Genomic DNA, 26,973 nt, shown 5'->3' on the forward strand with positions numbered 1-26,973 from the left:
GGAACGGCCGGGCGCAGGCGTGCGGGACCGTTCGGAGATCTGACGGCGCCGGGCGGTCAGCCCTCCGGCAGCAGCGAGCGCACGACGCGCGCGGGGTTCCCCGCCACGACCACGTCCGGCGGCACGTCCTTCGTCACGACGGACCCTGCGCCGACCACCGACCGGGCGCCGATCGTCACGCCCGGGCAGACCACGACGCTGCCGCCCAGCCAGACGCCGTCCTCGATGGTGATGGACGAGACCCGCTCCCACCCCTGCGGGCGCAGCTCGGGGTCCAGGACGTGCGTCGGCGTGTAGAGGCGCACGCTCGGACCGATCAGCACGTCCGCGCCGATCCGGATCTCACCGCCGCCCAGGGTCAGGAGGTCCGCGTTGACGAACGTCCGGTCGCCGAGGTGCAGGCGGTGCCCGTAGTCCAGGTAGAACGGCGGCCGGAAGTCGACGCCCTCGCCCACGGTGCCCAGCAGCTCGCGGAACAGCTTCTCGGCCGCGGGCCGGTCCTCGTCGTACAGGGCGGTGATCCGGCGGCACGTGCGCTGCGTGCTGGTCGTCATGTCCGCCAGCTCGGGCCCGAACCGGTAGCGGTACCAGTCGCCGGCCACCATCTTGTCGTACTCCGTGCGGCCGTCCGCGAGCGCCGTCGCCAGGTCGAGCTCCACCCTCGGGTCCTCCTTCGTCGTGTGGGGCGAGTCTCCCAGACCACGCAGGCGGGCAGCCGGGACCACAGGTCCGCGGGCCGGCGACCCCGGTAGATTGCCTCCCGATCTAGTCAGCCATACGATCTAGACGTGACCGACGAACGCGAGTGGCCGGGCGAGTGGCTCCGCGGGGTGCTGCCGCAGGCAGTGCTGCGCGTGCTCGCCGACGGCCCGACGTACGGGTACGCCATCGCCACCCGCCTCGCCGGGGCCGGGATCGGCGACATCAAGGGCGGCACCCTCTACCCCCTGCTCGGTCGCCTCGAAGCCGCCGGGCACGTGACCGTCGAGTGGCGCGCCGGCGAGGGCGGTCCGGGTCGCAAGTACTACGAGATCACCCCGGAGGGGCGCCACCACCTGCTCGACCTGGTGGCGCGCTGGACGCGCTTCGCCGCGGTCGTCGACGCCCACCTGGCCGCACCCGCCCCCGGAGGAGAGGACCCCCGTGCCTGACACCCGCCGCCCGACCGGCGCCCAGCAGATCGCGCCCGCCGTCGACCCGGGCTGGGTCGACGCGTTCGTCCTCGAGGCCCGGCTGCGCGACGTCCCGGGCGAGCGCATCGGCGACGCGCTCGCCGAGATCGACGCCCACTGCCGGGACAGCGGCGAGCCCGAGCACGTCGCCTTCGGAGACCCCGCCGCCTACGCCCGGACGGTCGCCGAGACGTTCCCCGCCCCGCGCACGCGGTGGTGGCCGCACCTCGCGCCGCTCGCCGCCGAGATCCTCGGCATGGTCACCGTCATCACGGCGGTCGGCGAGACCGCCCGGGGCGGCGACGTCACGCTCAGCTGGGGCCTCGTGGCGATGCTGGCGGTCGTGGCCGCCGGGTGCGGGCTCCTCGTCCGGCGCGCGGACCGCGTGCTGGGGCTGATCGTCCGGAGGCCGGTCGTCGCCGCGGTCACCGTCGGCGCCGGCGTCACCGCCGCGCTCGTCCCGGCGGCGCTGCTGCTGCGCATCGAGGCACCGATCGCGCACCTGCCCGCACCCGCGGCCCTGGTCGCCGGCCTCCTGCTGCTCGCCGCCGGCATCGGGGCGGAGGTGGTCCTCGGGCGTCGCGGCCGGACCGCCGACCCCGTGGTCGGCCCGCGCGAGGAGGCGGCCCCGCGACGCGTGAGCATGCTGCTGCCGTGGACGGTGCTGGCGTGGACCGCGATCGGGTCCGTGGTCGTCGCCGTCATCGGGGCCGGGTCCGGGAGCTGAGGCCCCGGACGAGCCGTCCCGCGGACACCAGCCGGCTCCCCGGCAAGCGCTCCGGGACGCACGACGCCCCGGACCCACCAGGGTCCGGGGCGTCGTCGTCGGTGTGCGGTTCAGGCCGGGATCAGAAGTCCCAGTCCTCGTCCTCGGTGTTCACGGCCTTGCCGATGACGTACGACGAGCCCGACCCGGAGAAGAAGTCGTGGTTCTCGTCGGCGTTCGGCGACAGCGCGGCGAGGATCGCGGCGTTGACGTCCGTCTCGTCGCGCGGGAACAGCGCCTCGTAGCCCAGGTTCATGAGGGCCTTGTTGGCGTTGTAGCGCAGGAACTTCTTGACGTCCTCGGTGAGGCCCAGGGGGTCGTACAGGTCCTGGGTGTACTCCACCTCGTTGTCGTACAGCTCGAAGAGCAGCTCGAACGTGTAGTCCTTGAGCTCCTGGCGCTCCGCCTCCGTGAGCTTCTCCAGGCCCTTCTGGAACTTGTAGCCGATGTAGTACCCGTGCACCGCCTCGTCGCGGATGATCAGGCGGATCAGGTCGGCCGTGTTGGTGAGCTTGGCCCGCGACGACCAGTACATCGGCGCGTAGAAGCCGGAGTAGAACAGGAACGACTCGAGCATCGTCGAGGCGACCTTGCGCTTGAGCGGGTCGTCGCCCCGGTAGTAGTTGAGGACGATCTCGGCCTTGCGCTGCAGGTTCGGGTTCTCCTCCGACCAGCGGAACGCCTCGTCGATCTCCCGGGTGGAGATGAGGGTCGAGAAGATCGAGGAGTAGGAGCGGGCGTGCACCGACTCCATGAACGCGATGTTGGTGTACACCGCCTCCTCGTGCGGGGTGAGGGCGTCGGGGATCAGCGAGACGGCGCCGACCGTGCCCTGGATGGTGTCGAGCAGCGTCAGGCCCGTGAACACCCGGGTGGTCATCTGCTTCTCGGTCTCCGTGAGCGTCGCCCACGACTGGATGTCGTTGGACAGCGGCACCTTCTCGGGCAGCCAGAAGTTGCCCGTGAGCCGGTCCCAGACCTCGAGGTCCTTGTCGTCCTCGAGCCGGTTCCAGTTGATCGCCTGCACGCGGTCGATCAACTTCAGCTTCTCCGCCATCACTGCTCCATCGTCGTGTCGTGGTTCGCCGCGCCGACCGCGGCTGCGGGCCGGGGCCCGCGACGTCCTGCTCCCCATCCTGCACCCCGGGACCGACGCGCCGGCCGGGCCCGCGGGCCCGGCCGGCGCCGGTCGCTCAGAGCATGCAGGACACGCAGCCCTCGACCTCGGTGCCCTCGAGCGCCATCTGCCGCAGGCGGATGTAGTAGAGCGTCTTGATGCCCTTGCGCCAGGCGTAGATCTGGGCCCGGTTGATGTCGCGCGTGGTGGCGGTGTCCTTGAAGAACAGCGTCAGCGACAGGCCCTGGTCCACGTGCTGCGTGGCCTCGGCGTACGTGTCGATGATCTTCTCGTAGCCGATCTCGTACGCGTCCTGGTAGTAGTCCAGGTTCTCGTTGGTCATGAACGGCGCGGGGTAGTAGACCCGGCCGATCTTGCCCTCCTTGCGGATCTCGATCTTCGACACGATCGGGTGGATCGAGGAGGTCGAGTTGTTGATGTACGAGATGGAGCCCGTCGGCGGGACCGCCTGGAGGTTCTGGTTGTAGAGCCCGTGCTCGCGCACCGACTCCGCCAGCGCCCGCCAGTCGTCCTGCGTCGGGATGTGCACGCCGGCCGTCGCGAACAGCTCCCGCACCCGGGCGGTACGGGGCTCCCACGTGCCCTCGATGTACTTCCGGAAGTACTCGCCCGAGGCGTACGTCGAGTCCTCGAAGCCGAGGAACGCCTGGCCGCGCTCCTTCGCCAGCAGGTTCGACGCGCGGATCGCGTGGTACGCCACCGTGTAGAAGTAGATGTTCGTGAAGTCCAGGCCCTCGTCGGAGCCGTAGTAGACGTGCTCGCGCGCCAGGTAGCCGTGCAGGTTCATCTGCCCGAGGCCGATGGCGTGGCCGCCGCGGTTCGCCTTCTTCACGGACGGCACCGACTCGATGTCCGTCTGGTCCGACACCGCGGTCAGCGCGCGGATCGCCGTCTCGACCGAGCGGCCGAAGTCCGGGGAGTCCATCGCCAGCGCGATGTTCATCGAGCCGAGGTTGCAGGAGATGTCGCGGCCGACCTCGGCGTAGGACAGGTCCTCGTTGAACGTCGACGGCGTCGAGACCTGCAGGATCTCGGAGCACAGGTTCGAGTGCGTGATCTTGCCCTTGATCGGGTTCGCGCGGTTCGCCGTGTCCTCGAACAGGATGTACGGGTAGCCGGACTCGAACTGCAGCTCGGCGAGCGTCTGGAAGAAGTCGCGGGCGTTGATCTTCTTCTTGCGGATCTCGCCGTTGTCGACCATCTCGCGGTACTTCTCGGAGACGTTGACGTCCGCGAACGGCACCCCGTAGACGCGCTCGACGTCGTACGGCGAGAACAGGTACATGTCCTCGTTGTTCTTCGCCAGCTCGAACGTGATGTCCGGGATGACGACGCCCAGCGACAGGGTCTTGATGCGGATCTTCTCGTCCGCGTTCTCACGCTTGGTGTCGAGGAACCGCATGATGTCGGGGTGGTGCGCGTGCAGGTACACCGCGCCGGCGCCCTGGCGCGCGCCGAGCTGGTTCGCGTACGAGAACGAGTCCTCGAGCAGCTTCATCACGGGGATGACGCCGGAGCTCTGGTTCTCGATGTGCTTGATCGGCGCGCCGTGCTCGCGGATGTTCGACAGCAGCAGCGCCACGCCGCCGCCGCGCTTCGACAGCTGCAGGGCGGAGTTGATGCCGCGCGCGATCGACTCCATGTTGTCCTCGATGCGCAGCAGGAAGCAGGACACGGGCTCGCCGCGCTGCGCCTTGCCGAGGTTGAGGAACGTCGGCGTGGCCGGCTGGAACCGGCCGGAGATGATCTCGTCGACGAGCTGCAGGGCGAACGTCTCGTCGCCGGCCGCCAGCGTCAGCGACACCATCGCGACGCGGTCCTCGAACCGCTCCAGGTACCGCTTGCCGTCGAACGTCTTCAGCGTGTACGAGGTGTAGTACTTGAACGCGCCGAGGAACGTCTGGAACCGGAACTTCTTCGAGTACGCGTGCTTGAAGAGCCGCTTGATGAACTCGTGGTCGTACTGGGCCAGGACCTCGGCCTCGTAGTACTTGTTCGTGACCAGGTAGTCCAGCTTCTCCTCGAGGTCGTGGAAGAAGACGGTGTTCTGGTTGACGTGCTGCAGGAAGTACTGCCGCGCCGCCTCCCGGTCCTTGTCGAACTGGATCTCGCCGTTCGGCCCGTACAGGTTCAGCATCGCGTTGAGCGAGTGGTAGTCCATCTCGGGCGTGATGGTGACGACCTGCGTGCCGTCGGTCAGGCCGGCATCCGTGACTGTCGCTGCCAAAATCGTCCCCATCCCTCTCGGACGCGCGTGACGTCCTCGGTCGTTCCCATGAGCTCGAAGGCGTACAGGTACGGGACCTGGCACTTCGCGGCGATGATGTCCCCGGCGATGCAGTAGGCAGCGCCGAAGTTGGTGTTCCCCGCCGCGATGACGCCGCGGATGAGGGAACGGTTCGATGCGTCGTTGAGGAACTTCACGACCTGCCGCGGCACCGCGCCGCCCTCGTTGCCGCCGCCGTACGTCGGGACCACCAGCACGTAGGGGTCGGTGACGCGGAGGAACGGCTCGGAGGGGCGGAGCGGGATGCGCGCGGCGTCGATGCCCAGCTTGTCGACGAATCGGCGTGTGTTCTCCGAGACGCTGGAGAAGTAGACCAGTGAGCTCATCGCTCGTCGATCCCCCTCGCCCCGGTCGGATCGTGGATCGTGCAGGGTCGCGGCCGGGCCGCCCGGGTCAGCGGGCGGCGACGTCAGGCGACGGAGACCGCGGCGCGGTCGGCGATCGCCTTGATCTGGTCGGGGCGGTAGCCCGACCAGTGGTGGCCGTCCGCCACGACGACGGGCGCCTGCAGGTGACCGAGCGACATGACGTAGTCACGCGCGTCGGCGTCCTCGGTGATGTCGACGACCTCGTACTCCAGCCCGGCCTTGTCCAGGGCGCGGTACGTCGCGTTGCACTGGACGCACGACGGCTTGCTGTAGACGGTGATGGTCATCGTGTCTCCCCGGTGTGAAAGGCCTCGCTGGTACGTGCGCCCCCGCGCCCGCCCCGCACTGCTGGTGGTGCTCGTCCTGGGCCGCGTCGGCGGGTCTCCCGGTGGCCGGGGCCCCGCGTCGAGCGGCGAGTCAGAACACTACACCTAGTGGTGCGTCCGGCAAGGGACCACAAGTGCTGGTGTTACACGCGTGTCGTTCTCCACAGGCTGTGCACGGAGTCGTGGTGTCCGGCTTCATCCACAGGCTACGACCGACCACTGACACACAGCCCGCCCGACGGCGACCCGCGGGACCTGCTGCGTCGTCCACAGCGAGCCCCTCGTCGTCCCCAGGTCACCCACACCCGGGTCCACCTGTGGACGACGACGCGCACGCCCGCCGCGGACGTGATCCGGGTCCGGCGTGTCGCGCCCGCCGGCGTGTCGCGGACCGGACGCGCGCGTGCCCCGACCCCCTCCCCCACCCCCTGGCCGCGTTCGGATCCGTTCGCACGGACACGCCCGGCGCGCCCGCACGAACGGATCCGAACACCCCCGGCCGACCGGCGGCGGGGCGGTCAGATCCGCGGAGTGTCGGGGGCGGGCGGCGCGGCGGGGTCGGTGCCCGGCGACGCACCGCGGCGGTCGGCGTCCGCGACACCCCCGCCGCCCGCCCGGTCAGCCGCCACCCCGTCGTCCGCCTGGTCGGCCGCGCGGTCGGCCGCGCGTGCACCGGCACCGGGCGCGGAGGCTCCCGCAGCCGCGACGGGCACCCGCCGCCCCACGACCGCCGTGCCCGGCAGGCCGTCGCCGCCGCGCCGGTGCGGCAGGCCGGGCAGCGCCCGCGAGGCCGACAGCCCCAGCAGCACCCCGAGCGCGATGCCGAGCATCGTGGAGGCCGTCGACACGAGGGTGGACAGGGCCCCGCTGCCGCCGTCGAGCAGGGTCGCGACGCCCACGAGGCCCAGCGCACCGGGGACGAGCATCCAGAACGCCGGCAGGAACGACACGAGCGGCGACGGGCCGGACGGGAACCGCGCGACCGCGAGCGCCACCGGCGTCATGACGAGCGCACCCACGAACGCGGACAGCACCCCGCCGAGCAGCGTCCCGCCGACCACCTGCGCGCCGTAGGCGACCGCGAGCACCAGGACGACCCAGCCGGTGGTCCGCGGCCGGGCGCACCGGAAGACGACGGTCCCGACGCCGAACAGCACGACCCCCGCCCACGGCGCGAGCGGGCCGAGCGGCTGGGACGACGCGGTGAGGTCGAGCTCGGGGATGCCGACGAGGGCGCCGGCCCCGACGATGCCGCCGGCCAGCAGCGCGAGCTGCATGGTGCCCGCCGCGAGCCGCCCGCCGCCGGACAGCATCTGGCCCGCCGCGAGCTCGATCACCCCGGTGGTGAGCAGACCGCCCGGCAGGAACAGCGCGAGCGGCGCGACGACGGACGGCAGCACGCCGAGGCCGGGCACCACGCGGGCGAGCAGCAGCACCGCGAGCGCCACCCCGAACGCCGCGGCGATGGTCAGCGCCACCTGGGGGCCGCTGGACAGCGGCGGCACGGCGAGCTGCACCGCGCCGACGGCCACGCCCAGCCCGCCGGCGACGAGCAGGTCCACCCAGGACCCGCCGAGCAGCGCGGCGAGGCCGACGGACAGCAGCAGGTAGCCCGCGAGCCGGGCCACGGGCCCGAACGGCCGCGGCGCGGCGCGCAGGTCCGCGATCCGGCCGATCAGCGACCCGGGCGTCGGGCGGGGGCCGGCGTCCGCGGGCGCGGCGGCGTCGCGCAGCACGTCCGCCAGGTCGTCCACCTGGTACAGGTCGAGCGGGCGCCGCCCCGTCGACACCACGGCGGTGGCGACGGCGGACCCCTGCGGCACCGACACGAGCAGCGCCGTGGGCAGCACGACGACCTCGGCGCCGTGGACGTCGTGCGCGACGGCGATGTCGTCGAGGGCCTCCGCGACGGAGGAGACGGTGTGGCCGGCGTCGATCATCGCCTCGCCGGCGGTGACCATGAGGCGCAGCACCTCCTCCGGCCCCGGGGGGTCGGAGGCCGCGCTCCCGCCTCCCGCCGCGTCCGGGTCCGCCGCGGGCCCGTGCGGTGCCGCGGCGGCAGCGGCGGCCGCAGCCGCCCGGCGGCGCGCGGAGACCACGACGACCGCGACGGCACCCGCGAGGACGACCGCCAGCGCGCCCAGCAGCTGCCCCCACGGCGTCGTCGCGGTCGTGGCCGCGGGCGGTGTGGCGGGGCGCCGGCCGGGCGCGGGCCGGTCGTCGTCCGTCCCGGACCCGCCGGGTGCCACGGACGTCGGCGTCGGAGCGGGCGACGGCGTCCCCGGCGCGACGGGGGTCGGCTCCGGCACGGGGGTCGGCGTGGTCGTCGGGCGCGGCTCCGGCTGCGGCGCGCGCGACGGGGTGGGGTCGGGTGTCGGCACGGGCGCGGTGGTCGGCACCGGTGTCGGTGTCGGCGTCGGCGTGGGGACGGGCTGCTCGGGCGCCGCGGCGTCAGCGCCGGACCCCCCGCCGTCCGCCGCCGGACCGCCGCCGTCCACGGTCGTCGCCGCGGCCGGCCGGGCGGCGACCACCGCGGCGTCGCGGGCGGCGACGGGCCCGCCGGGGCTCCCGGCCGCCGGCCCGGACCCGAGCAGCGTCAGGACCGCCGCCAGCAGCAGCGCGGCGCCCGCCGCCGGGGTCCTGCCTCGCATCGTGCCCGCCTCGTCCGTCCGGCCCGTCGCCTGCCACGGTAGGCGACCTCGCCCGGCGCGCGCCGGGCGACGTCGCGCGTCAGCGCCCGGAGGGCCGCCAGAGCACGATCGCCCCGCGCGCCCCGGCGGCTCGGGGGTCCTCCGCGGCGGGCTCGGCGGACCGGCGCTGGCTGCGCCCGAGCGGCCCCATCGCCACGACGTCGCCCGAGGGGTGGGCGGTGAACACGCGCCGACCGGGCTCGGCGAACGCCCGCAGGTACTCGACCTGCCGGCGCAGCCGCTCGACCTGGGACTCGAGCTCCAGGATGCGCTTGATGCCGGCGAGGTTGACGCCCTCCTCCTGGGAGAGCCGCTGCACCTCGCGCAGCGTGGCGATGTCCCGCAGGGAGTACCGCCGCCCGCGGCCGCGCGTGCGGCCGGGCTGCACGAGGCCGAGCCGGTCGTACTGCCGGAGCGTCTGCGGGTGCATGCCGGCGAGCTCGGCGGCGACCGAGATCACGTAGACCTGCGCGTCCTCCGAGACCATCCCCACCACCTCCTGCCGTCGTGCGCCGGGCGACCGGGACCGTCAGGCCCCGGTCGCCCGGCGGTGCCTCACTCCTGGGCGCGCGCCAGCAGCTCGGCGCGCGGGTCCTCGCCGGACGTCGCGATGCCGAACGCCTGCACGGCCTCCTTCGCCGCGGCGCTGAGCCGCTGCGGGACGACCACCTGCACGGTGACCAGCAGGTCCCCCGTGCCGGACGACGTCGTGACGCCGCGGCCCTTGACCCGCAGCGTCCGCCCGGACGGCGTGCCGGCCGGGATCTTCAGCCGCACGGTGCCGCCGTCGAGCGTCGGCACGGGCACCTCGGCGCCGAGCGCGGCCTCGTCGAACGCGACCGGCAGCGTCACCCGCAGGTTGTTGCCGTCGAGCGCGAACACCGGGTGCGGCGTGACCCGCACGGTGACCTCGAGGTCGCCGGGGGGCGCCCCGTGCTCGCCCGGCCGGCCCTTGCCGCGCAGCCGGATCTTCTGGCCGTCGCGGACGCCGGCGGGGATGCGCGCCTTGACGGTGCGTCCCTCGACGCCGAGCGCCACGGTCGAGCCCTCGACGGCCTGCCGGAACGGCAGCGTGGTGACCGCCGACAGGTCCGCGCCGCGGCGCGCCGTGCGGGCCTGGCCGAACCCGCCGCCGCCGAACAGCCCGCCGAGCAGGTCCTCGAACCCGCCGGCACCGCCCGCGCCGCCGCCCGCCGCACCGCCGCCGCCCTGCGGGAACCGCACGCGCGACCCGCCGCCGCCGGTGAACACGCCGCCGAACAGGTCCTCGAACCCGCCCGCCTGCGCGCCACCCGGGCCACCGGCACCCGCGCGGAACCGCGCACCGCCCGCCATGGCCCGCAGCTGGTCGTACTGCTGCCGCTGCTCGGGGTCGGACAGCACGGCGTACGCCTCGCCGACCTCCTTGAACTTGGCCTCCGCGACCGCGTCCCCGGGGTTGTGGTCCGGGTGCATGGTGCGGGCGAGCTTGCGGTACGCCTTCTTGATCGCGGCCGCGTCGGCGTCCTTGGGGACGCCCAGCACGGCGTAGAAGTCCTTCTCCAGCCAGTCCTGCCCGCTCACGACGCCTCCCTCCGCTCTGCTCCACCGGTCCGGGCCCGCGTCAGGGCCCGGGCCGGGCGGGACCCGGCCGCGCGGTCACGCGGCCGGGCCCTCATCCTGCTCGTCACGCCTCCGGGTCGACGACCGCCACCCGGGCGGCGCGGATGATGCGCTCGCCCATGCGGTAGCCCGGCTGCAGCACCTGCTGCACGGTCGGCTCGGAGACGTCGGCCGAGTGCCCGTGCATGAGCGCCTCGTGCACCGTCGGGTCGAACGGCTCGCCGGCCGCGCCGTAGCGCTCGATCCCGAACCGCCCGAGGGTGCCCTCGAGCTTCTCCGCGATCGACGCGAACGGGCCGACCAGGTCGCCGTGCTGGCGCGCCAGCTCGATGTCGTCGAGCACGCTGATGAGCGCCTCGGCGACGGCGGCCACGCCCTGGTCCCGGGCCGTGAGGGCCTCGGACTTCGACCGCTTCACGTACGCCGAGTACTGCTGCTCGAGGTTGTAGTAGTCGGCGTTCCGGCGCTGGAGCTCGTCCAGCCGCTCGGCCGCCAGCTTCTGCGCCTCGACCAGCCCCTCCAGCACCACGGCCTCCTCGGCGGCGGTCGCGGCCTCCTCGGCCTCGGCCAGGACCGCCTCCTCGGGCGTCGGCTCGCGCAGCTCGCCCGTCTCCGGGTCGATGCGGCGCTTGTCGGTCACGCGCGGGGCGTCCTCCGGGTCACGCCCCTGCGGGGTCGGCTCGTCGGTCACTTCTTGTCACCCTCGTCGTCGACGATCTCGGCGTCCACCACGTCGTCGTCCTGCGCCGACGCGCCGGAGTCGGCCGCGCCGTCCGCCGGGGCGTCGCCCGCGGGGGCCTGCTGGTTCGCCGAGTACAGCGCCTCGCCGATCTTCTGGCTGGCGGTCACCAGGGCGGCCTGCTTCGCCTGGACCTCCGCGACGTCCTCGCCCTCGAGCGCCTTCTTCAGGTCGTCGACGGCCGACTTCACCTCGGTCTTCACGTCGTCGGACAGCTTGTCGTCGTTGTCGGCGAGCAGCTTCTCCGTGGAGTAGACGAGCTGCTCCGCGGAGTTGCGGGTCTCGGCCTCCTCACGACGCTTCTTGTCCTCGGCGGCGTGCGCCTCGGCCTCCTTGACCATGCGGTCGATCTCGTCCTTCGGCAGGCCGGAGCCGCCGGAGATCGTCATCGACTGCTCCTTGCCGGTGCCGCGGTCCTTGGCGGACACGTGCACGATGCCGTTCGCGTCGATGTCGAAGGTGACCTCGATCTGCGGGACGCCGCGCGGGGCCGGCGCGATGCCGGTCAGCTCGAACGTGCCGAGCGGCTTGTTGTCCCGCGCGAACTCACGCTCGCCCTGGAACACCTGGATCAGCACGGACGGCTGGTTGTCCTCGGCGGTCGAGAAGATCTCGCTGCGCTTGGTCGGGATGGCCGTGTTGCGCTCGATGAGCTTGGTCATCACGCCGCCCTTGGTCTCGATGCCGAGGGACAGCGGGGTCACGTCGATCAGCAGGACGTCCTTGCGGTCGCCCTTGATGACGCCGGCCTGCAGCGCGGCGCCGACGGCCACGACCTCGTCCGGGTTGACGCCCTTGTTGGGCTCCTTGCCGCCGGTCAGCTCGCGCACGACGTCGGCCACGGCCGGCATGCGGGTGGAGCCGCCGACGAGCACCACGTGGTCGATGTCCGAGACCTTGATGCCCGCGTCGCGGATGACCGCGTGGAACGGCGCCTTGGTCCGCTCGAGCAGGTCGGCCGTCATCTGCTGGAACTGCGCCCGGGTGAGCTTCTCGTCCAGGTGGATGGGGCCGTTCTCGCTCATCGAGAGGTACTGCAGGCTGATGTTGGTGCTGGTCGCGGACGACAGCTCCTTCTTGGCCTGCTCGGCCGCCTCGCGCAGGCGCTGGACGGCGATCTTGTCCTTCGCCAGGTCGACGCCGGTCGAGTTCTTCACCTGGCCGACCAGCCAGTCGACGATCCGGCTGTCCCAGTCGTCGCCGCCGAGGCGGTTGTCGCCGGAGGTCGCCCGGACCTCGATGGTCGAGAAGTCGTCGTCCTTGCCCACCTCGAGCAGGGAGACGTCGAACGTGCCGCCGCCGAGGTCGAAGACGAGGATCAGCTCGTCCTCCTTGCCCTTCTCCAGGCCGTAGGCCAGGGCCGCCGCGGTCGGCTCGTTGACGATGCGCAGGACGTTGAGGCCGGCGATCTGGCCCGCGTCCTTCGTCGCCTGGCGCTCGGCGTCGTTGAAGTACGCCGGGACGGTGATGACCGCGTCGGTGACGGGCTCGCCCAGGTACTCCTCGGCGTCGCGCTTGAGCTTGCCGAGCACGCGGGCGGAGATCTCCTGCGCGGTGTACTTCTTGTCGTCGATCTCGGTCGTCCAGTCCGTGCCCATGTGGCGCTTGACGGACGCGATGGTGCGGTCGACGTTCGTGACGGCCTGCCGCTTGGCGACCTCACCGACGAGGACCTCGCCGGTCTTGGAGAACGCGACGACCGACGGGGTCGTGCGGGCGCCCTCCGCGTTGGCGATGACCGTGGGCTCCCCGCCCTCGAGGACGGCGACCACGGAGTTGGTGGTGCCCAGGTCGATGCCGACTGCTCGTGCCATGTCTGTCGCTCCTTCGTCGTGCTGCGTGGGTCCGGCGCCGCGCACCCCGGAGCGGGGCCGGTCGCCTTGAGCCTGCTGCACTCAAGTCTGCGCCGCCCCGGGCGCTGTGGCAACTCGGCGGGCGCGAACTTGAGTCCACATGGCTCAACTCTGCGGCGTGGCGGGGCATTCCCCGAGCGAAGCAGGCGAGCGCCGGCCGCGCGGGGGCCTCGCGGGATCGAGAGTCCAGGACACGCCGAGCCGGCGGCTGAACCCCCGGGCGTGTCCTGGTGTCTCGGTGTGGGCGCCGCGGGGACGGAGGGCTGAGGGGAAGGTCGCGGCCCGGCTCGCACGCGGTCCCCAGTCGCGATCAGGGCCTGTCAGCGCATCTCAGGGACCTTCTGATACAGGCTGAGAGCTGGTGAGACGTGGACCTCGCACGCAACCCGCACACGCCCGGGGCCGGACGGACCCCGCCCGCGCTCGTCGGCCGCACGGCCGAGCTGGAGGCACCCACCGGCCGCTGACGCGCGCTCACCCCCGCAGCCGCGCCGCGACCTCCGCCACCACGTCCGGGGCCCCGACGATCTCCAGGTGCATCTCGTCGGGCCGGTCGGCGTAGTCGCCGCCCCACGCGACCGCGGGCGCGACGTCCGCGAGGATCGACCGGATCGCCGCGACCTGCTCGTCCGTGAACGTGCCGCGCACGCCCATCGGGTGGAGCGGGGCGTTGAGGTCGATCGCCGTGGCGGAGGCGTGGTTGGACAGGACCTCCCGGCCGCGGACCGGGCGGTGGGCCCAGCCCCACGAGGCGTCGGCGTCGACGGGCTCCACCTCGGAGTCGAACCGCTCGGCGACGTACCCGAGGACGGTGGCGACGTCGCCGCCCAGGACCCGGCCCGTCACCCAGGGGAGACGCACGAGTCGGGGGTCGTCGCCGGACGTGATCTCGGGCCAGCCGTTCTGCGAGGTGCCGGCGCCGCGCCCGCCACCCGGCCCGAACCCCTGCAGCGCGAGCCCCGCCGCGACGACCACCGCGAGGGCGGCGAGGGCGAGCGTGGCCGCGTGCCGCCGCGTGCTCGAGAGGTGGGTGGGGACGCTGTCGCTGGTCAGGCTCGTCATGCCCTCGACGCTAGGAAGCGGCGGCACCCCGGGGCATCGGCTCCCGGGCCGGTCCTCCCACCCGCCCGGCACCACCGAAGGGTCCGGTCGGCGTCACCCCGCGGGAGGAGCCGGCCTCCGGGTCACCAGCGCCACCGCGCGCTCCACCTCGGCGATGTCGTGCGGCTCGGTGTCCAGCGCACGGTGGATCGACAGCCCCTCGATGAGCGCGTCCAGCAGCCGGGCGGTCGGCGGGTCGAAGTGCCGCTCGAGCGCGGCGCGGCTGCGCGCCATCCAGGCGTGCGTGAGGCGCCGGTACCGCGGGTCGCGGGCGGCCAGCGTGTAGAGCTCGTGGGTGAGGACGAGCTCGCGGGGGTCGGTGAGCACGTCCGTGCCGATCAGGCGGACGACGGCGTCGCGTGCCTCGTCGAGGGTCGCGGCGCCGGCCATCGCGGCCTCGAACCGGTCGCTCACGCGCCGGGCGAACCGCTCGAACGCTTCGTGCAGCAGCGCGTCCACGTCGGCGAAGTGGTAGGTGATCGAGCCGAGCGGGACGTCCGCGGCGGCCGCGATCCGGCGGGCCGAGGTGCCCGCGACGCCCTCCGCGCCGATGACCTCCAGGCACGCCTCGACGATGCGGTCGCGCCGGTCGGGGTCGTGCCGGCGCCTGCGGGGCTGCCCGGCGGCGGCCACCTCAGACCTGCTCACGGGGCTCGTCGAGGCGCCGCACCACGCGCGCCGGGTTCCCGACGGCCACGACGCCCGCCGGCAGGTCCCGCGTGACGACGGCGCCGGCCCCGACCACCGTGTCGTCCCCGATGGTCACCCCGGGGCAGACGATGACGCCGCCGCCCAGCCAGACGTTGTCCCCGAGCGTGATCGGCTCGGCGGCCTCGAGCTTGTCGCGCCGCGGCTGCGGGTCGAGGGGGTGCGTGGGGGTCAGGAGCTGCACGTCCGGGCCGATCTGGCAGTCCTCGCCGATGGTGATCGTCGCGACGTCGAGCGCCGTGAGGCCGGAGTTCACGAACGTCCGGGCGCCCACGTGGAGGTTCTCCCCGTAGTCGACGGCGAGCGGCGGCTTGATGAACGCGCCCTCGCCGAGCGAGCCGAGCAGGTCCGTCAGCACGCGGCGGGCGCGGGCGTCGTCGGCCGCGATCACGGCCAGCCGGTACTCCTCGACCAGGACGGTCGCCCGGCGCGCGATGCGCTCGCTCTCCGGGTCGTCCGCGATGTACAGGTCACCGGCGAGCATCCGCTCGCGGTTGGTGCGCGGGTCGCCGGCGAAGTAGTCGCGATCGCTCATGTGTACGAGCGTACACATCGTGTGTACGCTCGACGACGCACCCCGACCGCGGGCGCCGACGCCGGCACCCGGACCCACCGCCGGAGCCCCATGCCCGCCTCCCCCGCAGCACCCTCAGCAGCCGTCGTGACGCCGGTCGCCCGGCGCGCCCGCGTCGCCGTCTCGATGGTGTTCCTGGTCAACGCCGTGCTGTACGCGAACCTCGTGCCGCGGCTGCCCGAGGTGAAGGCCGACCTCGGCCTGAGCAACGCCGCGCTCGGCACCGCGATCGCCGCGATGCCGCTCGGCGCCCTGCTGGCCGGGCTGCTCGCGCCGCTGCTGATCCAGCGCCTCGGGTCGGCCGCCGTCGCGTCGTCCGGCCTGGTCACGCTCGCGGTCGCCGTGGCGCTGGTGCCGCTCGCCGGGAGCTGGGCCGCGCTGGCCGGGCTGCTCCTGCTCGCGGGCGCCCTCGACGCCGTGATCGACGTCGCGCAGAACGCGCACGGGTTCCGGGTGCAGCGGCTCTACGGGCGCTCCATCGTCAACGCGTTCCACGGCCTGTGGAGCGTCGGCGCGGTGCTCGGCGGGCTGGTCGGGTCGGCCGCCGCCGGGCTCGGCGTGCCGCTGCCCGCGCACATCGCCACGACGTCCGCGGTGTTCGCGGTCGTCGCCGTCGTCGCGCACCGGTTCCTGCTGCGCGGGCCCGAGGACGCCGAGCGGGCCACGGCCGGCGCCGCAGCCGACGCGCCCGCGGCCGACGCCCCCGCACCGGCGCCCCGGCGGCGCGTCGCGGGCCACGCCGTCCTCCTGCTCGCCGCGCTCGGCGTGCTCGCCGCCTGCGGCGCGTTCGTCGAGGACGCCGGGTCCTCGTGGGGCGCCCTGTACCTGCGCACGGAGGTCGGCACCGGCGCGGCCGCCGCCGGGCTGGCGTTCGTCGCCCTCCAGGTCGCGATGACCGTCGGCCGGCTCACCGGAGACCGGGTCGTCGACCGGTTCGGGCAGCGGCGCGTCGCGCGCGTCGGCGGCCTCGCGATCGCGGTCGGGGCCGGCGGGATGCTCGCCGTGCCGTCACTGGCGACGACGCTCGCCGGGTTCGCCCTCGCGGGTCTCGGCGTCGCGACGCTCGTGCCCGCCGTCATGCACACCGCGGACGAGCTGCCCGGCCTGCCCGCCGGCGTCGGCCTGACCGTCGTCAGCTGGCTGCTGCGCGTCGGGTTCCTGGTGTCGCCGACCGTGGTGGGCGTGATCGCGGACGCCTCGAGCCTGCGGGTCGCGCTGCTGAGCGTCGTCGTGTCGGGCCTCGTCGTCGCCGGGGTGGGCCGGGTGCTGCTGACGCGCGCGGCCGCGACCGAGCCGGACGAGGAGCCCGTGACCGCCTCGGGTGGGCCGGCGGCGTCGCCCGGCGCCTGACGCGCCCGACCGCGCACGACGAGACCGGACCGACGCGGCCTCACCCGGCCGGACCAGCCGCGCGGCCGGAGCCGTCAGGCCGGGTCGGCGTCGGTGCGGCGCGCCGCGAGCGCGTCCAGGTCCCGCAGCGCGAACCGCAGGTGCGACCACTCCTCGTCGAGGATCGTGTGCAGGCAGGACAGCACCGTCTCGAGGTGGTCGGGCCCCCACGGGTTCGGCCGCGTGCCGGCCAGGTCCTCCGGGGTGACGGAGGCGAGGTGGTCGCGGACCATCGCCTGGCGCTCGGCCCGCACGGCCAGCACCCGCTCGAACGTCGGCGACGCCTCGGAGAACACGGCGGGGTCGTGCCCGTCGGTGGCGTACTCGACGTTCGGCTGCCCGACCGGGTGGTACGGCCGCTCGATCCCGAGCACCGCGCCGCGCAACCACGTGTCGGTCGCCATCACCAGGTGCCGCAGGGTCTGCGAGAACGACCACTCGCCGTCCACCTGCAGGTCCACGGTGCCGGGCGGCATCGCGGCGGCACGCTCGACGGCCCCGTCCCACGCCCGCTCGACCGCCGCCCAGGCGGCACGCAGCCCCTCGGGGTCCTGGGCCTGGCGCAGCGCCCGGCCGGGGAACCGCCGGTCCAGCTCGGCCTCCACCAGCGGCGCCACGTCCACGCCGTTGACGAGGAACCTCCCCTCGCCGAGCCACGGCGCGTCGAGGTCGGCCCCGTCCACGTCGACCCCGCGCAGCACCGCCCCGGACAGCGTGCTCCGGACGAACCTCGCCCCCCGCAGGTCCTCGTCCACGAACTCGGTCACCACCGCGTCCCCCTCCGCTCGCGCACGGTCGCGCCCCTCGCCGGCCGCTACCCGATGTCTACACCCGGCCACCGACACCGTCCACGGCCACCCACCCCACCGTCCAACGATCGAATGCTATCGTTTGTCGATAGCCTGGCGCGCGCGTCGGGCACCGAGAGGAGTCGCCATGCCCCAGCTCGTCCGACGCCTCCTGCGGGTGGTGATCGTCCTGCTGCTCGCCGGGATGCTGTTCTTCCAGGCCGTGCTCATCCCGCTGCTCGGCGTCGACATCGCCGAGGGCGGCCCGGACGTCGTGCACCTGCGCTGGCCGGTGGTCGTCATCGGCGTGCTCGGCGTCGCCACGGTGGAGGTCGTGCTCGTCTGCCTGTGGCGGCTGCTGACGATGGTCCGCACCGGGACCGTGTTCAGCCGCTCGGCGTTCCGCTGGGTCGACGTCGTCATCGGCGCCCTGGCCGTCGCCGCCGGCCTCGTGGTGCTGCTCGGCGTCCTGCTCGCGCCGGGCGAGGCCGTGCCCCCCGGGATCGTGCTGGCCCTCGGCGTCGTCGCGATCGGCATCGGCGGCGGCGCGCTGGTCGTCCTCGTCATGCGCGCGCTGCTGGCGCAGGCCGTCGCGCTCGACACCACCGCCACCACGCTGCGCGCCGAGCTCGACGAGGTCATCTGATGCCGATCGTGGTCGACGTCGACGTCATGCTCGCCCGCCGCAAGATGTCCGTCGGGGAGCTGGCCGACCGGGTGGGCATCACGCCGGCGAACCTCGCCGTGCTCAAGAACGGCCGCGCCCGGGCCGTGCGGTTCAGCACCCTGGACGCGCTCTGCGCGGTGCTCGACTGCCAGCCGGGCGACCTGCTGCGCCACGTGCCCGGGGAGGTCACCGCCCCGGCGGGCCGGTGACCTCCGACCGGTCAGAGCAGGTCGACCCGGTCCGCCTGGGGGCCCCGGTCGCTCTGGCGCACCTGGTACCGCACCCGGTCGCCCTCGTAGAGCTCCTCGCCGTCCCGCACGACCGACACGTGCACGAACAGGTCCGGACCGCCGTCGTCCGGCGTGATGAACCCGAAGCCGCGCTCCGCGTCGTAGCGCGCGACGACGCCCTGGCCGCCGCGCTGCGGGCCGCGGGACGGCGCCGGGCCCCGGCCGGGGTCGCGCCGGTCCGACCCGCCGCGACCGCCGCGGCCGCCTCGGGACGGGCCGCCGACCAGCCGGACGCCCTGGGCCTGCAGGCCCTTCTCGCCCTCCGAGGCGCGGTAGCTCACCCGGTCGCCCTCGACGAGCTCGGTCAGGTCGCCGTGCAGCGAGCGCGCGTGCACGAACACGTCCTGCTCCCCGGAGTCGGGGGTGATGAAGCCGAAGCCCTTGCCCGCGTCGTACCAGGTCACGGTGCCGTCGGCGCCGTCGTCCGTCGCCGCGGCGCGGCCCGGTCCCGCGGCCGCGTCCGCGCCGAGCGGCAGCAGGTGGTCGGCCTGCGGCCCCTTCTCCCCCTCGACGACGAGGAACGCGACGCGCTGGCCCTCCGTGATCACACCGCCCCCGACGATCGCCGAGCTGTGCACGAAGATCTGCGCGTCGCCGCCGTCGGGCGTGAGGAACCCGTAGCCCTTCGCGGGCTCGTACCAGGCCACCGTGCCCAGCACCCCGAGCGCCGCGTCTGCCGCGACGTCGCCGGTCACCCGCACCTGCCGGGCCTGCGGACCGCGGTCGCCCTCGCCGACCTCGAACTCCACGGCCTGGCCCTCGCGGAGCGAGCGGGTGCCGTCCTGGCCGACGATCTCGGACGCGTGGACGAAGAGGTCCTCGGCGTCGTCACCGAGGGCGAGGAAGCCGAACCCTCGCTCGGCGTCGAACCAGCGGACGGTTCCCTGGGGCACGGTGACTCCTCGTGGTGCTGCGGTGGTGCTGCGCTGACGGTTGCTGCCTCCCAGTGTCCCCCGTCCCGGGGGCGGCGCGTCACGCCGGTCCCCGGCCGGTGCCCGCGACGTCGGGACCCCGGCGGCACGACGGCCCCGTCTGGGTGCCGGCAGCGCGCGCCGCGTACGATCCTCCGGGCCCCGCGCGACCGCGGCGCCCTTCCCCCACCCGAGGACGGACGGCGCTATGAGCGCGCAGACGACCACGCCCCCGCAGCACCCGGACGCACCCGGCGACGGCACGGACCCCGCCGTGCCCGGCGTCGACCCCGCGGAGTTCGCGACGTTCCTGCGGGTGGCCGACCAGGTCGCTGCCCTCCCGCAGACGCACCCGCAGCACGCCGCCGCCCGGCGCGCCGCGTCCGCCATGTTCAAGGCCGCGAAGAAGCACCGCCGCGGGGAGAAGCGCCGCCTGGTCGCGGAGGCCGACGCCGCCGTGGTCGCCGCCACCGCGACCGGCAGCCCCGGCCGCATCGACGACGAGACCGCCGGCATCCCGATCACGTCGTCGGCCACCGGCGCGATCGCCGGGACGCTGCTGCGGCCGCGCGCCTGCTACGTCTGCAAGCAGGACTACACGGTGGTCGACGCGTTCTACCACCAGCTCTGCCCGGAGTGCGCCGCGCTGCACCACGCCAAGCGGGGCGCGCGCACGGACCTCACCGGCCGCCGCGCGCTGCTGACGGGCGGCCGGGCGAAGATCGGCATGTACATCGCGCTGCGGCTGCTGCGTGACGGCGCGGACCTGACGATCACCACCCGGTTCCCCCAGGACGCCGTCCGCCGGTTCCGCGCGATGGACGACTCCGCCGACTGGATCGACCGGCTGCACGTCGTGGGCATCGACCTGCGCGACCCGGCGCAGGTGGTCGCGCTCGCCGACCACGTCGCCGCCCAGGGGGCTCTGGACGTCCTCATCAACAACGCCGCGCAGACGGTGCGGCGGTCGCCGGGGGCGTACGCGCGGATCGCCGAGGCCGAGGACGCCCCGCTGGACACCGACGCCGCGCGGATGATCACGACGTTCGGCCGGACCAGCGACGCCCACCCGCGTGCGCTGGCGGGGTCGGTCAGCGAGCTGAGCAGCCCGGCCCTGGCGATCGAGCGGGCCGGGCGCGCCGCCGCGGAGGCGCTGACCGCGCAGTCCCTCACCGCCGAGGCGGCGAGCCTCGAGCGGCTGGTGGCGGGGACGTCGATCGACGCCGGCGGGCTGATCCCCGACGTCGCGGAGACGAACTCCTGGGTCGCGACGGTCGAAGACGTCGACCCGATGGAGCTGCTCGAGGTGCAGCTGTGCAACCAGACGGCGCCGTTCATCCTCATCAGCCGGCTGCGGCCCGCCCTCGCGGCGTCGCCGGCGCGCCGGACGTACGTCGTCAACGTCTCCGCGATGGAGGGCGTGTTCGCCCGGGGCTACAAGGGCCCGGGCCACCCGCACACCAACATGAGCAAGGCCGCGCTCAACATGCTGACGCGCACGAGCGCGGGCGAGATGCTCGCCGACGGCATCCTCATGACCGCCGTCGACACCGGGTGGATCACCGACGAGCGGCCGCACCCCACGAAGGTGCGGCTGGCCGAGGAGGGGTTCCACGCGCCGCTCGACCTGGTGGACGGTGCGGCGCGCGTGTACGACCCGATCGTGCGGGGCGAGGCCGGCGAGGACCTGTACGGCTGCTTCCTCAAGGACTACGCCCGCTCGGCCTGGTGAGGGCCCGGGGCGCGGCGGCGGTCAGGCGCCGGGTTCCCACCGGGAGGGCACGAGGTCCGCGAGCAGCGCGCCGTGCGCCCAGCGCGCCCACGCGAGCGCGCTCCAGCCGCCGCGGCGCACCAGCGCGTTCCACGGCTCGGGGCCGAGCAGCAGCGTGAGCAGGTCGACGGCGTGCAGCGGCTCCAGCCCGGGGCGCAGCGACCCGTCGGCCACCAGCGCGTCGACCAGCAGGCCGTGCACCGCCCGCCGCCGCGTCTCGTCGCGCTCCCACGCGTCCCGCAGCACCGCGTCGCCCGGGGCGGCGGAGCGCACGAGGTCCTGCACGCCCGCGGCCCGGCCGAGCAGCTCGGCGAACCCGCGCACGTGCAGGAACACGCGCCGCGCCGGGTCGGCCTCGGCGACGACCGCGCGGACCCAGGCCTGGTCGGCCAGGTCGCGCTGCGCGTCCCGGCGGTCCGCGCCGTCCACCGCGTGGTCGAGGCAGCCGACCAGGATGTCCGCCTTGGTGGGGTACGAGTAGTAGACGGTCTGGACGCCGACCCCGGCGGCACGCCCGACGGCCGTGATGGTGGTGGGGCCGTAGCCGTCGGCCAGGAACAGCCGCGTCGCGGCCTGCGCGACGCGCGCCCGGGTCGCCACGGCCCGCAGGGTCCGCCCGTCGCCGCTGGTCACGCCGCTCATGGTAGCGCCGCTACGGATAGATTCCCGTACCGCCGCTCCGAAAATCTCGCCGCGCCCGGCGTCAACGGCACCCGCCCGGGGCCCGTCCGCCCCTCCGGCCCGGTCCGCGGGGTCGGTCGGGGCCCGCGACGTCCCCGCGTCGCCGCAGGTCGCGGCGGGTTCCGGGAGTCGCGCTCCGACTACTCAGGCCCCCGTCGCCAGCAGCACCAGCAGGGCGAGGTTCAGCGCCACCACCAGGGCCACGACGACGACCAGCACCGCCTGCAGCCGCGGCCCGTTGGCGTGCGCGCCCAGCAGCCCCCGGTCCCGGTTGAGCCGCACCAGCGGTACCGCGGCGAACGGGATGCCGAACGACAGCACCACCTGGCTCACCACCAGCGTCCACGTCGGGTCGGCCCCGAGCGCCAGCAGCACCAGCGCCGGGACCAGCGTGATCGCGCGCCGGAGCAGCAGCGGCACCCGGCGGTGGATGAGGCCCTCCATGACGGCCGCACCCGCGTAGCAGCCCACGGACGTCGAGGCGAGGCCCGAGGCGAGCAGCCCGACCGCGAACACCACGCCGACCCCGCCGCCGAGCGCGCCGCTGATCGCCGCGTGCGCGCCCTCGATCGTGTCCGTGCCCTCGACGCCGCGCAGGTTGGCCGCCGCCAGCAGGAGCAGCCCGATGTTGACCGTCCCGGCGACGCCGAGCGCCGTGCCCACGTCCCAGCGCGTGGCGCGCAGCAGCCCGGCGCGCAGCTCGGGCGCCGGCGTCCGGCCGAACCGGTCCCGGCTCAGCGCCGAGTGCACGTAGATCGCGTGCGGCATCACCGTGGCGCCCAGCATCGACGCCGCCAGGAGCACCGAGTCGGTGCCCGCGAACCGCGGGGCGAGCCCGGCGAGCATGCCCGCGGGGTCGGGCGGCCCCAGCAGCAGGCCGCCGAGGAACCCGACGACGATGACCACCAGCAGCGCGACGACGAGCCGCTCGAACCGCCGCTGGCCGTACCGGTCCTGCGTGGCCAGCAGCAGCATCGACACCACGCCGACCACGAGGCCGCCCGCGACGAGCGGGAGGCCGAACAGCAGGTGCAGCGCGATGGCGCCGCCCACGACCTCGGCGATGTCCGTCGCGGCGGCCACGACCTCCGCCTGCGCCCAGAACGCCAGCCGGGGCCCGCGTCGCATCCGCCGGCCGAGCAGCCCCGGCAGCGACTCCCCGGTGACGATGCCGAGCTTCGCCGACTGGTACTGCACCAGCACGGCCATGGCGTTCGCGGCGACCAGCACCCACAGCAGGAGGTAGCCGTACCGGGCGCCGGCCGTGAGGTTCGCGGCGACGTTCCCCGGGTCGACGTACGCGATCGCGGCGACGAACGCCGGGCCCAGCAGCGGCAGCACGCGCCCGCGCGACACCGCGGCGCGATCCTGTGTGGCGGTCACCGTACCTCCAAGTTCGGACGTCCGAACTCATCCTAGGCACACGCCGCCCCGGCCGCCGCCCGCCCCCTCCGGCGAGGTCGGCAGCTCGTGCGCGAGGTCGGCACTTCGTGTGCGAGTTCGGCACCTGGAGCTGCCGAACTCGCCTGGGACTGCCGACCTCGGCGGACGGGACCGGACGGGATGGGGCGGGGCGGGGCGGGCGGGGGTCAGGGGGTGGCGGGGGCGACCTCGCGGCGCCAGCGGCCCGCTTCTTGGGTGAAGCCGACGCGGCGGAGGTAGTCGCCGGAGTCCTGCGCGTCGTCGACGACCACCAGGGAGCGCAGGCCAGCGCCCGCGAACGCCCCGCTGCGGCGGTACACGAACTCGCCGGGCGCGAAGTCGCGGAACCGGGGCGTCACGTAGTCGAGCTGCACCTCGCCGACCCCCTCGCCGGCGTCGCGCACGACGACGACGCCGACCGTCTCGTCGCCGTGCAGCACGAGGTACGCCCACCGCGCGCCGGGGTCGTCGAGCGCGAACGACGGGTAGTACCGGGCGATGTCGGCGGCGTGCACGCCGAGCACGTGCCGCAGGTAGTCGTCGCGCGGGCCGACGGGCACCACCTGGTAGACGTCCGCGTCGTGCCGCTCGCGGGTGAGCCGCCACAGCCAGTAGGCGTCGATGACCGCGATGACGCCGTTCATGGCGGCGAACGGCCAGATCCCGACCACGGCGTTGTAGCCGGCGGCGACCACGGAGCCGGCGAAGTTCATCCACCGGAACCGCAGCACGCGGGCCTGCATGAGGGACACGACGACGAGGACGGACCCGGTCCACCCGATGATCTCCAGCCACGGCATGGCGTGACGCTACCGCCCGGTAGCGCCGCCGCACGATTCCGTAGCAGGACTACAGGATCCCGGCGCCGCCGCCACGGGCGCCACCACGCGCCCGGGACCGGTGCACGTCAGCCGCCGAGCACCGCCACCGACCCCTCGTCGGCCGCCACCCGCACGCGCGCGCCGTCCGCGGGTGCGCCGCCGTGCGCCGGCGTCGCGGCCACCGCCACGCCCTCCGGCTCGATGACCGCGACGAGCTCCAGGCGACCGCGGCGGGAGCGGCGCCCGGTGACCCGCGCGTCCCGCACCGGAGCACCCTCCCCCGCGGACTCCCCCGGGGCCAGCACGCGCCAGCCGCCCGGCGCCACGGCGAGCGTCCCCGCCAGCAGCGGGCCGTCGGCCGGCGGGGCCGCCGAGCCCCAGTCCGCGGCGGCGAGGAACGTCCGGTACCCCAGGAACTCCGCGACCTCCCGCCCGGCGGGGCGGTGCCACAGCTCCTCCGGCGGCGCGACCTGCAGCAGCCGGCCCGCCGCCATCACCGCGACCCGGTCCGCCACGGCGAACGCCTCGTCCTGGTCGTGCGTGACGAACAGCGCGGTCGTCCCGGTGGTCACCAGCACCCGCCGCAGGTCGTCGGCGAGCCGCTCGCGCAGCGACCGGTCGAGGGCCGAGAGCGGCTCGTCCAGCAGGAGCAGCCGGGGGCGCGGGGCCAGCGACCGCGCGAGGGCGACCCGCTGCCGCTCCCCGCCGGAGAGCGTCGCCACCGGCCGCGGGCCGTAGCCGGGCAGGCCCACGAGGTCCAGCAGCTCCGCCACCCGGGCGGTGCGCTCGGCGCGGCCGACGTCCCGCAGCCCGTACCCGACGTTGCCGGCGACGTCGCGGTGCGGGAACAGCTGACCGTCCTGGAACACCAGGCCGAACCCCCGCCGGTGCACCGGCACGGACGCCAGGTCCTGCCCGTCCCACAGCACCCGGCCGGCCGTCGGCGGCTCGAGCCCGGCCACGGCGCGCAGCAGCGACGACTTCCCGCAGCCCGACGGGCCCAGCAGGGCGAGCACCTGCCCCTGCGGCACGTCCAGGTCGACCCCCGCGACCGCCGTCACCCCGGCCGCGCCCCGCGTCGCCCCCGGGTACCGCACCTCGAGGTCCCGTACCGCCAGCCCGTCCGTCACAGCTCTCCTCCCACCGGCCCGCGCAGCCGCTCCGCGACCGCCATCACCCCCGCCGTCAGCACGGCCAGCACGACCCCGGCCGCCAGCGCCATGCCGTAGTTGTCCGCACCCGGCTGGCCGATCAGCCGGAAGACCACGACGGGCAGCGTCGGGCGGTCCGGTCGCGCCAGGAACGACGTCGCCCCGAACTCCCCGAGCGACACCGCGAACGCGAACCCCACCGCGAGGCCGACGGAGCGCGCCGCGAGCGCCCCGTCCACCGTCGCCAGCACGCGGCCGGGCCCGGCGCCCAGCGTCCGGGCCGCCTCCTGGAGCCGCGGGTCGACGGCGCGGAGCACGGGCAGCACCGTCCGGACGACGAGCGGCACCGCGACGACCGCCTGCGCGACGGGCACCAGCACGCCGGTGGCGCGCAGGTCGGTCGCGATGCCGAAGGGGTGCCCGAGCGTGAGCAGCGCGCCGAAGCCGACCGTCACCGCGGAGACGCCCAGCGGCAGCATGAACACGCCGTCCAGCACCCCCACGGCCCGCCGCGCGGCCGGCCGCCGGGGGCGCCGCGACACCAGCAGGGCGACCAGGCAGCCCACCACCAGGGCCAGCACCGTCGCGTCGACGGCCACCCGCAGCGAGTTGCCGAGCGCCTCCCAGACCGTGACCGTCAGCGCGTTCCGGCCGCCGGTGGTGCCCAGCGCGCGGTAGTGGTCCAGCCCCCAGCCGTCGCCGGTGCGCAACGACCCGAGCACCAGCGCGGCGAGCGGCAGGGCGAGCAGCACCAGCACCACCGCCGTGACGACCGCCGGCAGGGGGTGCGGGCGGCCGACCGCCCGGACGGGCGTGTCGACGAGCGACAGCGCGCGCTCCCGCCGGGCCCGCGCGCGGCCGGCCACGGCGAGCGCGGCGACGACCACCACCACCTGCACCACCGACAGCACCGAGGCGGCCCGCAGGTCCAGGAACTGGGTGGTCTGGATCCAGATCTCCGTCTCGACGGTGCCGAACCGCATCCCGCCGAGCACCAGCACCGTCCCGAACGCCGTCGCGCAGAACAGGAACACCAGCGACGCGGCGGACGTGAGGGCGGGGGTCAGCGCGGGCAGCGTCACGGTGAGGAACGCGCGCGCGGGCGACGCGCCGAGCGACCGGGCGGCCTGCTCGGGCCGAGGGTCCAGGCGCTCCCACAGGCCCCCGACGGTCCGCACGACCACCGCGTAGTTGAAGAACACCAGCGCCGCGACGATCGCGGCGAACGTCCCGTCGAGGTGCAGGAACCCGAGCGGCCCGTTGTCGCGCAGCAGCGCCCGGAACGCCACCCCCACCACGACGGTCGGCAGCACGAACGGCACGGTGACGAGCGCGCGCAGCACCCCCCGCCCCGGGAACCGGCTGCGGTACAGCACCGCCGCACCGGGCACGCCCAGCAGCACCGAGATCACCGTGCCGAGGGTCGCCTGCGCCAGCGTCAGCCCGACGATCCGCCAGGTCCGCGGCCGCCCGAGCACCTCCGCGAACCCGGACAGGTCCAGCGACCCGTCGGCGACGAGGCCGCGCCCGACGAGCGTCAGCACGGGCCACGCGAAGAACACCCCGAGGAACAGCAGCGGCACCGCGGCCGCCACCGCCCACGCCGTCCCGCGCGCGACCGCCCAGCCGCGTCCGGGGGCGGTGGGCGCGGTGGGCGCGGCCGGGGGCGGCGCGGGGACCTCCGGAGGGGTCGCGCGCGCCCCCGTCCCCGGCCGGCCGGAGCCGGTCGGGGACGGGTGCGTCAGCGGGCGGGTCACG

26 protein-coding genes are annotated in these 26,973 nt (G+C 74.8%); 6 read left to right on the plus strand and 20 right to left on the minus strand.

Annotated features, from left to right (window positions below; all coding sequences use genetic code 11):
* Positions 1 to 56: 56 nt before the first annotated feature.
* Complete coding sequence (locus tag AAHH18_RS01015; RefSeq protein WP_283318917.1) at positions 57 to 659, minus strand: sugar O-acetyltransferase; 603 nt, start codon at positions 657 to 659, stop codon at positions 57 to 59.
* Positions 660 to 788: 129 nt separating this feature from the next.
* On the opposite strand from AAHH18_RS01015, the gene AAHH18_RS01020 reads away from it, so the two are divergent.
* Positions 789 to 1,151 (plus strand): PadR family transcriptional regulator, encoded by a 363-nt coding sequence (locus tag AAHH18_RS01020; RefSeq protein WP_283318915.1) that lies wholly within the window; start codon positions 789 to 791, stop codon positions 1,149 to 1,151.
* Positions 1,144 to 1,899, plus strand: coding sequence for a hypothetical protein (locus AAHH18_RS01025; protein WP_343300245.1), 756 nt, complete (start codon positions 1,144 to 1,146; stop codon positions 1,897 to 1,899). The genes AAHH18_RS01020 and AAHH18_RS01025 overlap by 8 nt, the downstream gene beginning before the upstream one ends.
* 121 nt (positions 1,900 to 2,020) lie before the next feature.
* Here the strand turns inward: AAHH18_RS01025 and nrdF are convergent, their stop codons facing one another.
* The 12 genes from nrdF to AAHH18_RS01085 form a co-directional block, all read right to left on the minus strand.
* Entirely contained in the window at positions 2,021 to 2,995 is a 975-nt protein-coding gene (nrdF, locus tag AAHH18_RS01030) for a class 1b ribonucleoside-diphosphate reductase subunit beta (RefSeq protein WP_222170735.1), read from the minus strand.
* Positions 2,996 to 3,131: 136 nt separating this feature from the next.
* The gene (gene nrdE / locus AAHH18_RS01035; protein ID WP_343300305.1) at positions 3,132 to 5,237 is read right to left on the minus strand and encodes a class 1b ribonucleoside-diphosphate reductase subunit alpha; all 2,106 of its coding nucleotides are present in this window, start codon (positions 5,235 to 5,237) and stop codon (positions 3,132 to 3,134) included.
* A gap of 35 nt (positions 5,238 to 5,272) precedes the next feature.
* Entirely contained in the window at positions 5,273 to 5,689 is a 417-nt protein-coding gene (nrdI, locus tag AAHH18_RS01040; RefSeq protein ID WP_343300246.1) for a class Ib ribonucleoside-diphosphate reductase assembly flavoprotein NrdI, read from the minus strand.
* Positions 5,690 to 5,772: 83 nt separating this feature from the next.
* Positions 5,773 to 6,018, minus strand: a complete 246-nt coding sequence (gene nrdH / locus AAHH18_RS01045) for a glutaredoxin-like protein NrdH (protein ID WP_222170737.1) — start codon at positions 6,016 to 6,018, stop codon at positions 5,773 to 5,775.
* Between the two features lie 557 nt (positions 6,019 to 6,575).
* Positions 6,576 to 8,708, minus strand: coding sequence for a threonine/serine exporter family protein (locus AAHH18_RS01050; protein ID WP_343300247.1), 2,133 nt, complete (start codon positions 8,706 to 8,708; stop codon positions 6,576 to 6,578).
* Positions 8,709 to 8,787: 79 nt separating this feature from the next.
* Complete coding sequence (locus AAHH18_RS01055) at positions 8,788 to 9,234, minus strand: heat shock protein transcriptional repressor HspR (RefSeq protein ID WP_283318909.1); 447 nt, start codon at positions 9,232 to 9,234, stop codon at positions 8,788 to 8,790.
* Positions 9,235 to 9,302: 68 nt separating this feature from the next.
* On the minus strand, positions 9,303 to 10,310 hold the full coding sequence (locus tag AAHH18_RS01060; RefSeq protein ID WP_283318908.1) for a DnaJ C-terminal domain-containing protein: 1,008 nt from the start codon (positions 10,308 to 10,310) through the stop codon (positions 9,303 to 9,305).
* Positions 10,311 to 10,413: 103 nt separating this feature from the next.
* On the minus strand, positions 10,414 to 11,040 hold the full coding sequence (locus tag AAHH18_RS01065) for a nucleotide exchange factor GrpE (protein ID WP_343300248.1): 627 nt from the start codon (positions 11,038 to 11,040) through the stop codon (positions 10,414 to 10,416).
* On the minus strand, positions 11,037 to 12,902 hold the full coding sequence (gene dnaK / locus AAHH18_RS01070) for a molecular chaperone DnaK (protein ID WP_283318906.1): 1,866 nt from the start codon (positions 12,900 to 12,902) through the stop codon (positions 11,037 to 11,039). Before dnaK ends, AAHH18_RS01065 begins: the two co-directional genes overlap by 4 nt.
* A gap of 513 nt (positions 12,903 to 13,415) precedes the next feature.
* Entirely contained in the window at positions 13,416 to 14,003 is a 588-nt protein-coding gene (locus AAHH18_RS01075) for a M15 family metallopeptidase (RefSeq protein ID WP_343300249.1), read from the minus strand.
* 93 nt (positions 14,004 to 14,096) lie between these two features.
* On the minus strand, positions 14,097 to 14,690 hold the full coding sequence (locus AAHH18_RS01080) for a TetR/AcrR family transcriptional regulator (protein ID WP_343300250.1): 594 nt from the start codon (positions 14,688 to 14,690) through the stop codon (positions 14,097 to 14,099).
* Positions 14,677 to 15,285, minus strand: a complete 609-nt coding sequence (locus tag AAHH18_RS01085; RefSeq protein ID WP_343300251.1) for a sugar O-acetyltransferase — start codon at positions 15,283 to 15,285, stop codon at positions 14,677 to 14,679. Before AAHH18_RS01085 ends, AAHH18_RS01080 begins: the two co-directional genes overlap by 14 nt.
* A gap of 90 nt (positions 15,286 to 15,375) precedes the next feature.
* Between AAHH18_RS01085 and AAHH18_RS01090 the strand changes: the two genes are divergently transcribed.
* Positions 15,376 to 16,674: an MFS transporter gene (locus AAHH18_RS01090; protein WP_343300252.1), complete on the plus strand. Its 1,299-nt coding sequence runs from the start codon at positions 15,376 to 15,378 to the stop codon at positions 16,672 to 16,674.
* A 74-nt stretch (positions 16,675 to 16,748) separates the two neighbouring features.
* Here AAHH18_RS01090 and AAHH18_RS01095 read toward each other — a convergent pair whose 3' ends face one another.
* Complete coding sequence (locus tag AAHH18_RS01095) at positions 16,749 to 17,480, minus strand: DinB family protein (RefSeq protein WP_343300253.1); 732 nt, start codon at positions 17,478 to 17,480, stop codon at positions 16,749 to 16,751.
* Between the two features lie 169 nt (positions 17,481 to 17,649).
* On the opposite strand from AAHH18_RS01095, the gene AAHH18_RS01100 reads away from it, so the two are divergent.
* Positions 17,650 to 18,147, plus strand: a complete 498-nt coding sequence (locus tag AAHH18_RS01100; RefSeq protein ID WP_343300254.1) for a DUF2975 domain-containing protein — start codon at positions 17,650 to 17,652, stop codon at positions 18,145 to 18,147.
* Complete coding sequence (locus tag AAHH18_RS01105; protein ID WP_343300255.1) at positions 18,147 to 18,377, plus strand: helix-turn-helix domain-containing protein; 231 nt, start codon at positions 18,147 to 18,149, stop codon at positions 18,375 to 18,377. The genes AAHH18_RS01100 and AAHH18_RS01105 overlap by 1 nt, the downstream gene beginning before the upstream one ends.
* An 11-nt stretch (positions 18,378 to 18,388) precedes the next feature.
* Here the strand turns inward: AAHH18_RS01105 and AAHH18_RS01110 are convergent, their stop codons facing one another.
* On the minus strand, positions 18,389 to 19,351 hold the full coding sequence (locus AAHH18_RS01110; RefSeq protein WP_343300256.1) for a cold-shock protein: 963 nt from the start codon (positions 19,349 to 19,351) through the stop codon (positions 18,389 to 18,391).
* A gap of 226 nt (positions 19,352 to 19,577) precedes the next feature.
* Between AAHH18_RS01110 and AAHH18_RS01115 the strand changes: the two genes are divergently transcribed.
* Positions 19,578 to 21,101: an SDR family NAD(P)-dependent oxidoreductase gene (locus AAHH18_RS01115; RefSeq protein WP_343300257.1), complete on the plus strand. Its 1,524-nt coding sequence runs from the start codon at positions 19,578 to 19,580 to the stop codon at positions 21,099 to 21,101.
* A 21-nt stretch (positions 21,102 to 21,122) separates the two neighbouring features.
* Here the strand turns inward: AAHH18_RS01115 and AAHH18_RS01120 are convergent, their stop codons facing one another.
* The 5 genes from AAHH18_RS01120 to AAHH18_RS01140 form a co-directional block, all read right to left on the minus strand.
* On the minus strand, positions 21,123 to 21,773 hold the full coding sequence (locus AAHH18_RS01120; RefSeq protein WP_343300258.1) for a TetR/AcrR family transcriptional regulator: 651 nt from the start codon (positions 21,771 to 21,773) through the stop codon (positions 21,123 to 21,125).
* A gap of 192 nt (positions 21,774 to 21,965) precedes the next feature.
* On the minus strand, positions 21,966 to 23,204 hold the full coding sequence (locus tag AAHH18_RS01125; RefSeq protein ID WP_343300259.1) for an Nramp family divalent metal transporter: 1,239 nt from the start codon (positions 23,202 to 23,204) through the stop codon (positions 21,966 to 21,968).
* 206 nt (positions 23,205 to 23,410) lie between these two features.
* Positions 23,411 to 24,043, minus strand: a complete 633-nt coding sequence (locus AAHH18_RS01130; RefSeq protein WP_283318892.1) for a hypothetical protein — start codon at positions 24,041 to 24,043, stop codon at positions 23,411 to 23,413.
* 107 nt (positions 24,044 to 24,150) lie between these two features.
* Complete coding sequence (locus tag AAHH18_RS01135; protein ID WP_343300260.1) at positions 24,151 to 25,194, minus strand: ABC transporter ATP-binding protein; 1,044 nt, start codon at positions 25,192 to 25,194, stop codon at positions 24,151 to 24,153.
* Positions 25,191 to 26,972: an ABC transporter permease gene (locus AAHH18_RS01140; RefSeq protein ID WP_459349053.1), complete on the minus strand. Its 1,782-nt coding sequence runs from the start codon at positions 26,970 to 26,972 to the stop codon at positions 25,191 to 25,193. Before AAHH18_RS01140 ends, AAHH18_RS01135 begins: the two co-directional genes overlap by 4 nt.
* Position 26,973 lies beyond the last annotated feature (1 nt).

It is taken from the genome of Cellulomonas olei (genome assembly GCF_039548315.1).
Classification (GTDB): Bacteria; Actinomycetota; Actinomycetes; order Actinomycetales; family Cellulomonadaceae; genus Cellulomonas.

Coding starts and splice junctions, on each gene's coding strand:
- nrdF (WP_222170735.1), bottom strand. CDS start 2,995: ATGGCGGAGAAGCTGAAGTTGATCGACCGCGTGCAGGCGATCAACTGG.
- nrdE (WP_343300305.1), bottom strand. CDS start 5,237: ATGGACTACCACTCGCTCAACGCGATGCTGAACCTGTACGGGCCGAAC.
- nrdI (WP_343300246.1), bottom strand. CDS start 5,689: ATGAGCTCACTGGTCTACTTCTCCAGCGTCTCGGAGAACACACGCCGA.
- nrdH (WP_222170737.1), bottom strand. CDS start 6,018: ATGACCATCACCGTCTACAGCAAGCCGTCGTGCGTCCAGTGCAACGCG.
- AAHH18_RS01050 (WP_343300247.1), bottom strand. CDS start 8,708: ATGCGAGGCAGGACCCCGGCGGCGGGCGCCGCGCTGCTGCTGGCGGCG.
- AAHH18_RS01055 (WP_283318909.1), bottom strand. CDS start 9,234: ATGGTCTCGGAGGACGCGCAGGTCTACGTGATCTCGGTCGCCGCCGAG.
- dnaK (WP_283318906.1), bottom strand. CDS start 12,902: ATGGCACGAGCAGTCGGCATCGACCTGGGCACCACCAACTCCGTGGTC.
- AAHH18_RS01075 (WP_343300249.1), bottom strand. CDS start 14,003: ATGACGAGCCTGACCAGCGACAGCGTCCCCACCCACCTCTCGAGCACG.
- AAHH18_RS01085 (WP_343300251.1), bottom strand. CDS start 15,285: ATGAGCGATCGCGACTACTTCGCCGGCGACCCGCGCACCAACCGCGAG.
- AAHH18_RS01090 (WP_343300252.1), top strand. CDS start 15,376: ATGCCCGCCTCCCCCGCAGCACCCTCAGCAGCCGTCGTGACGCCGGTC.
- AAHH18_RS01100 (WP_343300254.1), top strand. CDS start 17,650: ATGCCCCAGCTCGTCCGACGCCTCCTGCGGGTGGTGATCGTCCTGCTG.
- AAHH18_RS01105 (WP_343300255.1), top strand. CDS start 18,147: ATGCCGATCGTGGTCGACGTCGACGTCATGCTCGCCCGCCGCAAGATG.
- AAHH18_RS01115 (WP_343300257.1), top strand. CDS start 19,578: ATGAGCGCGCAGACGACCACGCCCCCGCAGCACCCGGACGCACCCGGC.
- AAHH18_RS01130 (WP_283318892.1), bottom strand. CDS start 24,043: ATGCCGTGGCTGGAGATCATCGGGTGGACCGGGTCCGTCCTCGTCGTC.